General features: G+C 61.7%; 10 protein-coding genes. 3 read left to right on the forward strand and 7 right to left on the reverse strand.

Annotated elements, in window-relative coordinates; all coding sequences use genetic code 11:
• The first annotated feature begins 266 nt into the window (after positions 1-266).
• The 3 genes from RCAS_RS16205 (at position 267) to RCAS_RS16215 (ending at position 3,799) form a co-directional block, all read left to right on the forward strand.
• Positions 267-1,412, forward strand: coding sequence for a glycosyltransferase family 4 protein (locus RCAS_RS16205; protein WP_012121618.1), 1,146 nt, complete (start codon positions 267-269; stop codon positions 1,410-1,412).
• Positions 1,409-2,131: a CehA/McbA family metallohydrolase gene (locus tag RCAS_RS16210; protein ID WP_012121619.1), complete on the forward strand. Its 723-nt coding sequence runs from the start codon at positions 1,409-1,411 to the stop codon at positions 2,129-2,131. Before RCAS_RS16205 ends, RCAS_RS16210 begins: the two co-directional genes overlap by 4 nt.
• A gap of 342 nt (positions 2,132-2,473) precedes the next feature.
• A complete protein-coding gene (locus tag RCAS_RS16215) occupies positions 2,474-3,799 on the forward strand; it encodes a TrmH family RNA methyltransferase (RefSeq protein WP_157042673.1) in 1,326 nt (441 codons plus the stop codon).
• Here RCAS_RS16215 and RCAS_RS16220 read toward each other — a convergent pair.
• The 7 genes from RCAS_RS16220 to RCAS_RS26375 all read right to left on the reverse strand — a co-directional run bounded on the left by RCAS_RS16220 (position 3,763) and on the right by RCAS_RS26375 (position 12,406).
• Positions 3,763-4,692: an alpha/beta fold hydrolase gene (locus RCAS_RS16220; protein ID WP_012121621.1), complete on the reverse strand. Its 930-nt coding sequence runs from the start codon at positions 4,690-4,692 to the stop codon at positions 3,763-3,765. The genes RCAS_RS16215 and RCAS_RS16220 overlap by 37 nt on opposite strands.
• Complete coding sequence (gene hflX / locus RCAS_RS16225; RefSeq protein WP_012121622.1) at positions 4,693-6,057, reverse strand: GTPase HflX; 1,365 nt, start codon at positions 6,055-6,057, stop codon at positions 4,693-4,695. It abuts the gene before it with no gap.
• Positions 6,058-6,199: 142 nt separating this feature from the next.
• A complete protein-coding gene (locus RCAS_RS16230; protein WP_012121623.1) occupies positions 6,200-6,679 on the reverse strand; it encodes a HyaD/HybD family hydrogenase maturation endopeptidase in 480 nt (159 codons plus the stop codon).
• Positions 6,680-6,784: 105 nt separating this feature from the next.
• The gene (gene cybH, locus RCAS_RS16235; RefSeq protein ID WP_012121624.1) at positions 6,785-7,561 is read right to left on the reverse strand and encodes a Ni/Fe-hydrogenase, b-type cytochrome subunit; all 777 of its coding nucleotides are present in this window, start codon (positions 7,559-7,561) and stop codon (positions 6,785-6,787) included.
• Positions 7,562-7,569: 8 nt separating this feature from the next.
• The gene (locus RCAS_RS16240) at positions 7,570-9,282 is read right to left on the reverse strand and encodes a nickel-dependent hydrogenase large subunit (RefSeq protein WP_012121625.1); all 1,713 of its coding nucleotides are present in this window, start codon (positions 9,280-9,282) and stop codon (positions 7,570-7,572) included.
• A 30-nt stretch (positions 9,283-9,312) separates the two neighbouring features.
• The gene (locus RCAS_RS16245) at positions 9,313-10,566 is read right to left on the reverse strand and encodes a hydrogenase small subunit (RefSeq protein WP_012121626.1); all 1,254 of its coding nucleotides are present in this window, start codon (positions 10,564-10,566) and stop codon (positions 9,313-9,315) included.
• A 148-nt stretch (positions 10,567-10,714) separates the two neighbouring features.
• The gene (locus RCAS_RS26375; RefSeq protein WP_012121627.1) at positions 10,715-12,406 is read right to left on the reverse strand and encodes an ABC transporter ATP-binding protein; all 1,692 of its coding nucleotides are present in this window, start codon (positions 12,404-12,406) and stop codon (positions 10,715-10,717) included.
• Positions 12,407-12,768: the final 362 nt, after the last annotated feature.

Below are 12,768 nucleotides of genomic sequence, written 5' to 3' on the forward strand. Positions count from 1 at the left end.
CACGTGGGAATGCGACGGCAAGCAAGAAGGCGAAGCCGGGCGCGAGGCGCGCGGGGTGGAAGGCGGGAAGGTGACAGGTCGAGGAGCACGAAGGCACAAAGGCGAAAGGTGCAAAGATGAACGGTGACCGGTTGCAGGTGGGCAGGTTCCCCCTAACCCATTCTTTTCCTCCCCTTATCCTCCCCTTAACACCCTCATAGTCGAAGCGCAATCCAGGCGTGCTATGGTCATGGATGGTGCGACAAACGCTATAGGGGAGCAGAGGGATGCGGATAGCACTGATCACCGAGACCTTTCTGCCCAATGTCAACGGCATTGTCACGACGCTGTGCCGCCTGTTGGAGCACGTGCAGCACGAAGGACACGAAGCATTGCTGTTCGCGCCGCAGGGCGCTCCTGAGCACTACGCTGGCGCACAGGTCATTCCGCTGCGTGGTATTCCATTCCCACTCTACCCCGACATCCGCTTTACGCCGCCGCAACCGGGCATCGTGCCGGCACTCCGGCAGTTCCGCCCCGATCTGATCCATCTCGCCGGTTTGATGGTTTTGGGTCCGGCGGCGCGTTTTGCCGCGCAGCAGTTGCGCATCCCGGCAATCGCCACCTATCACACCGATCTGCCTGCGTACAGTGTTTACTACGGATTGGGCGCGCTGCGCCTGGCAGCATATTCGTATTTGCGCTGGATTCATAACGCCTGTGCGCTGACTCTGTGCCCATCCTCGGCGATCCTGGCAGATTTGCGCAAGCGCGGATTTCGGCGGCTCCGCCTCTGGGGTCGTGGCGTCGATACCATCAGATTTCATCCGGCGCACCGACGCGCGGAGTGGCGCGATGCTATCGGTGCGCGCGCCAACGAGTGTGTGTTACTCTACGTTGGGCGCCTGGCAGCCGAAAAACGGCTCGATCTACTGGCAGAAGCGTTGCGCGACATGGAAGGCATTCGTCTGGTGCTGGTCGGCGATGGACCGGCGCGACAACAGATTGAACGTCGGTTTGCCGGGATGCCAGTGACGTTCACCGGCTTTCTTAATGGGCACGATCTGGCAGTCGCCTATGCCAGCTCCGATCTGTTCGTCTTCCCTTCCGATACCGAAACATTCGGGCAGGTAGTTCAGGAGGCAATGGCATCGGGACTACCGGTCGTCGCCGCGCGCGCCGGCGGCGTCATCGATCTGGTGCGAAATGAAGAAACCGGCGTCTTCTTTGCGCCGGGATCGGCATACAGTTTGCGTACTGCCGTCAACCGCCTGGTTGCCAACCCCGGTCTGAGCAGGGCGTATGGTCAGGCAGGGCGCGCCGCAGCCGAGCGGCGATCCTGGACCCGGGTGCTCGATGAACTCATGGAATACTATCGGCGTGCATTGCGCTGGCGTCCACGCCTGCTGGCACTCAGGAGAACCTGGTCATGACTATCTGGAGCAGAGCGGATATTCACATTCACACGCGGTACAGCGACGGGCACAGTTCGGTCGCACAGGTGCTCGAATACGCCGATCATATCGGATTGCGCGTCATTGCCATCACCGATCATGACACGATCGATGGCGCGCTCGAGGCGCAACGCATGGCGCGTGGCTTCGACGTTGAGGTAATTATCGGCGAAGAGGTGTCCACCACCGATGGTCACCTGCTGGTGTTGTTTCTCACACATGCGCTCCCTCCGAGACGACCCGCGTCCGAAACGATTGCTGCTGCCCACGCGCAGGGCGCCCTGTGCATCGTGGCCCATCCCTTCGACTGGCTGGTCTCTTCTTTCGGCACACCTCTGCTCCGCTACTGCGGCGGCGATCATCCAATATGGCCCGTTGACGGCGTCGAGGCGTTTAACGCCAGTCTGCCGCTGCCGGGCATGAATGCGCGCGCAGCTTCCGTCGCAACCACGCTTGGTCTACCCGCCTGCGGCGGAAGCGATGCGCACCATTTCTCGACAGTGGGGCTTGGATACACCCTCTTCCCCGGCACAACCGCCAATGATCTTCGTCAGGCAATAATCCACGGCGAAGTGCAGGCCAGTGGACGCTCGTGGGCTGCTGGACACTACGCTGCTGTGGCGGGCCTGCGCGCCCGCCGTGGGCTTGCCCGCGCTGCGCGCGCCGTCACACGTCCAGCGCGCGCCATGAGCCGGTGAAGCGTGTCTGCTGTCAGTGACGAGTAGCGAGTGGCATGCCTACGCTGGCTGCTCGCTTTCCAACCGCGCGCCGCCCCCATAACAGTCTCCAACCGATTCTGCTATACTCAACGGCGCATGTGCTGAGCAGCCCGTCCCTATGCACGAGGACGCAACTGTCCACGGTTGGGGTAAACGATGAGCAGTCGTCCAAACCGGATGTCGGGGATTGCCCCCGCACAGAAGAAGCGGCGACAGAAGGACCTCTGCCAGCACGATGCGTGGTGTCCCATCGCCCCGAGGCGCTACGCATCACGCCTGCAATCCCAGGAAGAGCGTAGACAATTCCAGAAGGAGAGATGTGTGGCTGTCGTTATCGAAAACCCCGACGCCGCCCGCTCAGCGCTGATCGACCTGCTGCGCCGGGAATATACGGTTGACCACGATGCCCTGATCGCCGATGTTTTCGGCGCCGACCAGGCAGGGCTGTGCGTTCTCGCGTCGGGGTGGGGAAGCATCGAAGGCGTGCTGGCATCCCAACCGGAGACGCGCTGTGCCGCCACAACGCGCGCACTAGTCGTTGCTGCTCACGAACGCGCACTGCGCGACCTCCTGCTTGCTGCGCCACGCGGCGATGTGCTCCTGTTCCTGGTCGTCGGCAATTGGACGCTGCCAACGCTTGCTGAGTTGTTCGATGGGCGCGAAGTCGCGCCGTACCCACTGTTGAGTTACCCCGGCATCCACCTCTTTGTGGGAGTTCGTCGTGGCAGCGGAGCGCTTCCTGTGATCGACGACAACACCTTGTTTCGTGGCCCGCCCCTGGCGCACGCCGCCCTGCCGCGCCCGGCCGGCGGGCAGAACCTCAGTAGCGCCAGAGACCCGATGGTCGCCCGTTTGCGCGACCTTGGCAATGCAGCAGGGCGGCGCGCGCGCGGCCAATTTCTTGCCGAAGGACCACTCCTCGCCTTCCGCGCCCTCGATGATCTGCCGGTCGAAGACCTGTTCTATACCGGCGAGTTGCTGCGCGACCCGGCAGGCACAGTGTTGCTTCGGCGCGCGGCAGACCTCGGCGTACCTGCGCACCGCATCTCCGAAGGGCTGATGGGGCTGATCACTCCCACCCGCCCAATCCCCAGCGTCATCACTGCGATCTGGGGACAATTGCGCAACGTCGCCGACTACCGACCCGGCAGGCGCGCCGTTATTCTAGCGACCGAGCAGATCAACAATCCCGAAAACCTGGGCATGACGCTGCGCACTGCCGACGCCGCCGGGGTCGAGGCAGTGATCGTGGCGGGCAGCGGCGCCGATCCATTCCACCGCGAATGTGTACGCGCTGCGCGCGGCGCCGTGGGGCGCATCCCGATCTATACCTGCGCCGATCTCCCCACCTGGGTCGGTCAGGCACGCGCACGGGGCATCCACGTCGTCGGCGCAACCGGCAACGTCGAGCGCACCCTGTACGACGCCGATCTGCCATTACCGCTGATGATCATCGTCGGGAACGAAACCGAGGGTCTGACCGACGCGACGCTGGCGGTCTGCTCGTCGCTCGTGCGCATCCCGATGGCGCCGGGGCAGGACTCATTGAACGTCGGCGTAGCAGCGGGGGTGATCCTGTACGACATCGTGAGGAGGAGGTTATGTGACCGTCACCTCGCGCCGACCAAAAACCCAACCACTGCCTGATTCACATCTGCTGCGCGTTCTTCGTAGGGCAGGTGACCGGTGCGGTCGTAGACGATCAGGCGAGCATCGGGGAGAATACGTTCCAGGCGGCGTCCCTCGTCCACCGGAAAGACCGTGTCGCCATCACCCCAGAGCAGCAATATCGGCGGACGGATCGCCGCCAGGTTCTCCGGCACCGGCAATGGTCCGTCCTTTGGCGAGCGCGCCTGCCAGACCTGCGCCGCCGCTGTGCCGCGCACATACAGGGGTGCGGCATATCCAGCAATCACCTCATCGGTCAGCCAGTCGTCGCGCTTTGCGAGTGAACGCAGCCCAACCCCGACCAGCGACGGCGCCAGGACGTAGTACGCGAGCGCCTGACCGATGAGCGGCAGGCGAGCAAGCGCCGCAATCGGCGGACGCCCAATGGTGAACGCTTCCGGGCAGATTGCCACAATGCGCCGAACCCGTTGTGGAGCAAGCAGCGCAATCTGAAACGCCACCCGCCCGCCAAACGAGTGACCCACCACATCAAACGTGCCAATACCGAGAGCATCGAGCGCCTGCAACAGCGTAAGCGCCTGATCGTGCGTCGAATAGACCGGCGCCACAGGACGGGGAGAAGCGCCGTAGCCAGGGAGATCAATCGTCACCGCCCGCCGTCCGGCAGCAACCAGTGCGGCGCGTTGCGACCGCCAGGCGAATGCCCATGCCGCAAACCCGTGGATGAGCAGCACGACCGGAGCGTCGCGTGGTCCCTCATCGGTGTAGTGCAGGTCGTACCCGCCAACGCGCACAAAATGCTGAACACCCGGCAGTTCAGCCGGGCTTAAACGCTCCCGAAGCGGTGTGAGCGCAAGCGGGGCAAGCAACGCTGCCATACTCACAGCGGCAAATGGCGGCAGTGGATTCATCTATGCAGCACAAACGGGGCGTGAAAACGGCTCGAACCAGCGCAGCAGATCAACCGGTAAACGCCCGGCAATCAACGTTCCTTCCGCTTCGTACCGCTCCTCATCGATCACGCCGCGCGTATGCCAGAGCGACACCAGATCGTTGCGGCGGTAGGGGATCAGCGCCGTCAAGGGCATCATACGCTCGCTCAGCGTCTGCTCGATGCGGCGCAGCAATGTATCGAGACCCCACCCCTTGCGCGCCGACACTGCCACATAGTCATCCGGCATACCGAGCGTTTCTGCAATGCTGCCCACTTCGGCTTCATTGATGCCGACCATGAGATCAACTTTGTTGAGCACGGTGAGGGTCGGGCGATCCTCCACCTGAAGATCACGCAGCGTATCGAGAACGGTCTGCGTCTGTTGCGCTGCGTTCGGATGAGTAATATCAAGCACGTGGAGCACCACATCCGCCTCGCGGATCTCTTCGAGCGTTGCGCGGAATGCCGCCACCAGGTGCGTCGGCAGTTTCTGAATGAACCCGACGGTATCGGTCAGAAGAATCTGCTGCCCGCCGGGAAGCGTCACCTGGCGCGTCGTCGGATCGAGCGTGGCGAACAACCGGTCCTCGGCGCGTACATTCGCCCCCGAAAGCGCATTGAGCAGCGTCGATTTGCCGGCGTTCGTGTAGCCGACGATGGCGACAACCGGAATACCGCTCTGGCGCCGGCGTTCACGGTAAACTTCGCGGTGGCGATGCACTTCCTCGATCTGCTGTTCGAGCCACTGGATGCGGCGCGCAATCAGGCGCCGGTCGACTTCCAGCTGTGTTTCACCCGGACCGCGCAGACCGACAACGCCGCCTGCGGAAGCGCCGCCACCGCCAGCCTGACGCTCCAGGTGCGTCCACTGCCGTCGCAGGCGGGGAAGCAGGTAGCGGTACTGCGCCAATTCGACCTGCACACGACCTTCATGGGTCTGTGCGTGGCGCGCGAAAATGTCGAGGATGAGACCGGTACGGTCCAACACGCGCGTCTGCAAGGCGTCTTCGACATTGCGCGCCTGCGCTGGCGTCAACTCATCGTCGAACACCACGAGGTCGTAGTGCAAGGTGTCACGCAGCGCAGCAATTTCCTCGATCTTGCCAGGACCGATGAAATAACGCGGGAAGGGTTGCTTGAGGCGCTGATAGGTGCTGCCCACCACGTCAAGACCAGCGGTATCAGCCAGCAGAGCCAGTTCTTGAAGCGAGTCTTCCGCTTTCCATGCACTGCGGCTACCGGTCAATTCCACACCAACAAGAAAAGCGCGTTCACGGGGCGGGCGAGTTTCGTAGAGGCGGCGCCCGCCGTTGGGTGTCGTCTGATCGTCTCTGATCGTCATGCTCCTTACACTATCGATGGTATCCGTGGCATTATTCTAGCACGTCCCGCTGTGTGGAGCAAGCAATATTGGCGCGTCGTGCGCCGACATGAACCGGCAGTGATCGTCGCGTTCACTGTCACATGCACAAATCCGTGTTCCCTCATGCCGGAGATACCGGCACGCCCCAGGATTGAAGTTCAGCCGCCACCGCCTCCACCAACCTGTCGAGATTCGCCAGCACCGGGTCCGACAGGTCCAGTCCCGGTTCGATCAGCAACGGTTCCATGCCCAACAACACGATGCGCGACGGCGTATGCCCGCGCAGCGCCATCACTGCCAGGAGTTCCTGCAAGCCTACCTGATGCATCGACATCTTGAGCGCCAGGATCTGTGGTATCTGCTCGTTCTCTAACCGCACAATCGCGCCCGGCGGATGTCCGGCGTTGATGGCATCGAGGATCAAGAGATCGGCGATTCCTTCGAGATACGGGAGCAAATCCAGTCCCAGCGTTCCTCCGTCGAGCACAGTGACAGAATCTGGCACGCGGTAGCGTTGAGTCAGACGTTCGCAGGCGCGCACGCCCAACCCTTCGTCGCGCATGATGATGTTGCCCAAACCCAGAACGAGAATTGCTGGCATGAGTATCGTTCTTTCCGCTATGCGCACAGGGGGGCCGCCAGCGCGCCCCTACGCTGCGCCATTCGCGCGGGCATCCGGCACACCTCTACTATCTATGCGGAACGTTCAACTTTCGACTTTCCCGCCTGCAACCTTCACCTGCTGCGTCGTCGGCTCCGCTACCTGCGGCGCTTTGCCGTTCTGTTTGCCATTTTGCGCGATCACCTGCTCGATCCAGTCCGGCTGCTGCTCCCTGGGAAGGAACTTATAGCCACTGAAGATGCTCGACATCAAACCGTTCCCCTCTTCCATGTCGATCAACCACGCGGCGTACACATGGTGAACGACAAACGCCAGGATCAGGTACATAATGATGTGATGTCCCAGCCGCAGCGTTTGAAGCGACACAAGGTTCGTCACCCAGTCGGTGAGCGTGTACCAGATGCTTGCAGGATGCAACTGACCGTAGAGCGTAAAACCGGTAAAAGCGCTCAAACCGTACAGGACAACAATGATCATGTACGATGTGCCTGCCAGCGCATTGTGCCCGGCAACCTCTGGAGGATTACGACGCAGGAAGAAGTAGTATTGGATCGCATGCCACATATTTGTGCGCCCTTCCTTCGTCAGGAAGGGAAACAGGCCACGCCAGCGCGCCCACTGATTGCCGACAAATGCCCAGTAGGTGCGCAGAATCAGGCTCGCCACGAAGATGTAGGCGAACACAAAGTGGAGAAACCGCATCGACCCCATGAAATAGATGCCCCACGGTTCGCGCGTGCTCACGAAAATGTACGGGTTGGCAATGTAGTAGCCGGTGAAGCAGAGCATGACAATGCTCAACACATTGACCCAATGCGTCAGGCGCACCGGGACTTCCCAGACATAGACTCGTCGTCGCATGGCACACCTCACTGCACCCGGACGCGGGTAATCTCAATGCCACGGGCATCCACCAGGTGAACCGCGCACGCCATGCACGGGTCGAATGAATGAATGGTGCGCAGGATTTCAATCGGCTGCTCCGGGTCGGCAATCGGCGTGTCGATCAGTGCGGCTTCGTAAGGTCCGCGCACATCGCGCGCATCACGTGGCGAGCCGTTCCACGTCGTCGGAACCACTGCTTGATAGTTGACGATCTTGCCATCTCTGATCCGCACCCAGTGCCCAAGCGAGCCGCGCGGCGCTTCCATCGATCCCCAACCAACCGCTTCCTGGGGCCAGTTCGCCGGACTCCATTTGGCGCTGTTGTGAACTACCAGGTTGCCGGCCGCCATATTTGCCGCCAGTTCGTCGATCCATCCCGGCAACAGTTCGGCGATCAACGCGGTTTCGATGGCGCGCGCCGCTGTGCGCCCCAGCGTCGAGAAGAGCGCCGCCGGACCAACTCCCAACTGTTTGAGTGCAGCGTTGACCAACTCCTGAATGCGTTGCTGACCGGAAGCGTATCCGACGAGCATACGCGCCAATGGACCGACTTCCATCGGCATGTCGTCGTAGCGCGGCGTTTTGAGCCAGGAATATTTGCCATCGGTGTTGAGCCAGTCGTAAGGCGGTTGAGGACCGGTGTAATTCGGGATGGTCTCACCTTTCCAGGGATGGAGCGCCTGCTGATCGCCCTCGCCATAGCGGAACCAGGAATGCGCAACATATTCGGTCACGCGCTCGTGGTTCACCGGTTGCGGCTTCTGGTCGATATTCTTGTTCACAATCACACCGCGCGGCAGCCAGTAACTGGCGACGTTGCCATCTTTCGCAGCCGGGAAGTCGCCATACGACAGATAGTTGCCCACGCCAGCGCCAAGCCCTGCCCAGTCTTTGTAGAATGATGCGATAGCCAGAATATCGGGAATGTAGACCTTGCCCACAAACGTGCGCACCTGATCGGCGAGCATTTTCAACTGCGCGATGCGGATGGTGTTGATCGCCTGCTGCGCATTCGGGTCGAGCGGCGCTGCCATCCCGCCGACGAGATATGTCTGCGGGTGGGGATTCTTACCGCCCAGAATCGCGTGAATTCTGATGACGTCCTTCTGCCACTCCAGCGCTTCCAGGTAGTGCGCCACGGCCATCAGATTGGCTTCAGGCGGCAGCGCATACGCCGGATGCCCCCAATAGGCGTTGCCAAAAATCCCCAATTGCCCGCTGTCAACGAACTTTTGCAATCGGTCCTGGACACCCTTGAAGTAGGCGGGCGACGATTTGGGCCAGTCGGAAATGCTCTGCGCCAGTTCCGATGTTTTGACCGGATCGGCCTTGAGCGCACTCACGATATCTACCCAGTCTAAGGCGTGCAGGTGGTAGAAGTGGATGACATGGTCTTGCACATATTGGGCGCCTGCGATGATGTTGCGGATAAGCCGGGCATTGTCGGGTATCTGAATATCGAGCGCGTTTTCAACGGCGCGCACCGATGCAAGCGCATGGACGGTCGTGCAGACGCCGCAGATGCGCTGCGCAAACACCCAGGCGTCGCGCGGATCGCGTCCGCGCAGGACGATCTCCATGCCGCGGAACATCGTCGAACTGCTCCAGGCATCCACTACGCGCCCGCGCTCGATCTGCGCCTCGATACGCAGATGTCCTTCAATGCGGGTGATCGGATCAATAGCAATTTTTGCCATAGCGCGTCCTCCGCTGCTGTGCTCCATCTGTCAGGAGGCGGACGGTCCATCCCGATCGGGACGAACGCTCTCCCTGGCGTCACCCGACGCCATCGGCTTCCCTGCCTCTTCTGCCGGCTTTTCCTCCGCTTTGACCGGTCCTGCAATCTGCTCTACCACCTGAACGGCGCGCTCTGCGGCTTCCACCAGCGTCTCACCCCCATGCGCCGCAATCGGATGACGACTCGCCCGGATTGCGCTGGCAACGCCGTGGACTACACCGGCCGCCGCCACGGCGCCAACCGCAATGGCGCCCAGCGTATCGGCGGTCACCTCGATGCCAAAGCCTTCGACATTGGGCAGTCGCTCATAGAAAGGCGACATGGTATCCCAGAAACGCGGCGACATGCAGCCAACGCATCCGTGACCGGCGCCGATGGGCCAGTAGGACGTGCCGTTCCAGCCGACCGCAGGACAGTTCGAGAGCGTTTGCGGTCCTTTGCACCCCATCTTATACAGGCACCATCCCAGGCGATGCCCCTCGTCGCCCCAACGCTCGACGAAGCGACCGGAGTCGAAGTGCCCCCGACGCTCACAGTTGTTGTGAATGAGCTGCCCATAGGCGAAGAAGGGGCGTCCCTGCTCGTCGGTTGCCGGCAGTTGTTTGAATGTCAGGTAGTGGACAATGACGGCGGTTAGATTAATCACATTCATCGGGCAGCCCGGCAGGTTGATCAGATTCTTGAGACCCGGCACCGCCTGGCGCACACCAACCGCACCGGTCGGATTCGGGCTGGCGGCGGGCCAACCGCCATCCCAGGCACATGCGCCAACCGCAATCGTTGCCAGCGCATTCGAGCACACACGCTCTGCGATGCTCAACGCGGTGCGACCGCCGATCGTGCAATACACCCCGCCATTGGCAATGGGGATCGACCCTTCGACGATGGCGATGTATTGCCCCGGATAGTTTTCCACGACCGCATCGAGCGAATGTTCGGCGCGATGGCCGGCAGGCGCCATGATCGTCTCGTGGTACTCCAGGCTGATCTGCTCCAGCACAATGTCGGCAACGCCAGGCGACTCGGCGCGAAGGAAGGATTCGGTGTTGCCGGCGCAATCTTGAAACTCCAACCAGACAACCGGAAGACGTTCGGCAGTGTTCAGCGCCCTGGCGATACGTGGGGTAAAGGTGGAAGGCAGGGCGAGCGCGGCGCTCATCGCAGCGCAGAACTTGAGGAATTGACGGCGCGAAACACCGCGCGCTGCAAGGCGTTCCTCCAACGGCAAAGGACGAGCAGGCATACACGACCTCCTCGGATCGGGGAACCGATTGCGCCAGACGACGATCTGTTCAGAAGTATCAACGAAACATGGGACGGAGAGAAGCGCGTTGTGGGCACGAGTATAGCAGTGATGTGGACGGTTTGTGTGATGGTTCGGCTACAAAAGGTTAACGAGCGGTAACTCCCTGCTCGCATCCGACGACGACGCCATCGCGCATATGATACACCGTGGTAGCGAATTCCATCACTGCCGGATCGTGCGTTGCCATAACCAGCGTTACGCCCTCCTGGTCGCACAGGGTGCGCAGCATCGTCAGCACCCGTCTCCCGGTGCGGCTGTCGAGGTCGCCGGTTGGTTCGTCCGCCAGAATAATGCGCGGGTAGGTGACCAACGCCCGCGCCAGAGCAACACGCTGCTGCTGACCACCGCTCAACTCATAAGGGCGATGATCGATCCAGTCGGTCAGACCAACCGCAGCAAGCACCCGGCGCACGCGCGCATCCCATCGTCGGCGAGGCGCCTGCCCTGACAGACGCAGCGCCAGTTCGACGTTTTCAAATGCCGATGATGTGGGCAGCAGCGCAAAACTCTGAAACACGAACCCGATCCGACGCCGCAGCCTGGCAAGGTCATCGGAACGCATCTGATCGACACGCTGACCTTCAATGACAACACTGCCGCTCGTCGGGCGATCCAGCCCGCCGATGATATTCAGCAGCGTCGTCTTACCGCTGCCGCTCGGACCCATGAGGGCAACAAATGTGCCTCGTTCAATAGTGAGATCGACGCCGCGCAATGCGGAGACGGCGCGCGCGCCAGCGCCAAAGGTGCGGGTGATGCCTCGGACCTCGATCAGCGGCTCGGATGGCATTGATGCGGCGACCTCGGAGGCGACGTCACCATCATACAGGTAATGGTGAGGCTGATCGCCGGTGGTTTCCTCCGTTGGAACGGCGATCCGGTCGTCTTCGACCGGACGAATAAGGACGCCGCCATCGACAAGTTCGACGCGCGCGCGCCGCCCAATTCCTGCGAGCGCCCGTTGATCGCCAGGAATCTGGAGACGCCCGGTGCGATCAACGACGACAAGTTCTTCGGCGGCGCGCGCGCGCGCGCTATGCCCGGTCATCGCCGACACCCCATTGCCGCTTCCATCATCGCGGCGCGTTTCGGTGCTCGTTCGCCCGTCGCGGATGACGATCACCCGGTCTGCCTGTTCTGCCACCCGCGGATCGTGCGTGACCAGGACAATCGTGAGTCCGTAGCGTGTTCGCAGGTCGCGGAGCAGCGCCAGCACCCGCTGCGCTGTCTCCCAGTCTACTTCGCCGGTTGGTTCGTCGCCGAGCAGGATTTTTGGTCGGTTCGCCAGTGCGCACGCAATGGCAACTCGCTGCTGCTGACCGCCGGATAATTGTGTGATTGGGGTCGAGGCTTTCTCGACGATGCCGACCGCTTCCAGCAGCTCATCCGCCCAGGCGCGCCGCTCGCGCCTGCTGCGACCCGCAAAGGTCATCAGCAGTTCGATATTCTCGCGCGCAGTAAGGTATGGCAGCAGGTTGCGGGTCGTCTGCTGCCAGATGAAGCCGACTCGCTCGCGACGATAGGCGCTCAACTGGGCAGGTGTCAGTGCTGTCAGATCAAGCCCATCGACGATCAACCGTCCGGCAGAAGGACGATCCAGACCGCCAATGGCGCTGAGAAGCGTCGATTTGCCCGACCCGGAGGGACCAACCAGCGCCAGAAACTCGCCCCGCGCCACTTCGAGGTCCAATCCCTGGAGCGCCACCACCTCGAGTTCGGCGACCTTGTAGATTTTCACCAGACCACTGGCGTGAATAATGTGATCGGTCGTGTTCATATCGTCGCTACGTTCATACCCTATGCGTCTCGCCCGCTTCCCTTGCAGACGCGCCGCTCGCGCACCCCTGAGAACATTCCCGGTTCTCAGTCCTCGGTTCTCATACGAACTTGCGGTCAGTCAGACAAGATGTTCGAGTGCTCGGTTCGCAAGGCGTAATAATCTACAACGTCTTGGCATCAGCAGCCCCAACGGGGCTTGCACGCGCCCAGCGAGAGCTTTAGCCCCTAGCGCCCCGGCAGTATTGTCCAAATGACCGCGCATTCGTATCGGTTCTCAGTTCTCATAGAGCGATCAACTAAAACCTGGACAATCAAGGACGTGGAGCGACCGACGTTGGCTTCGACAGGCTCAGCCAACGT

The organism is Roseiflexus castenholzii DSM 13941 (assembly GCF_000017805.1).
In the GTDB taxonomy this organism is placed as follows: domain Bacteria; phylum Chloroflexota; class Chloroflexia; order Chloroflexales; family Roseiflexaceae; genus Roseiflexus; species Roseiflexus castenholzii.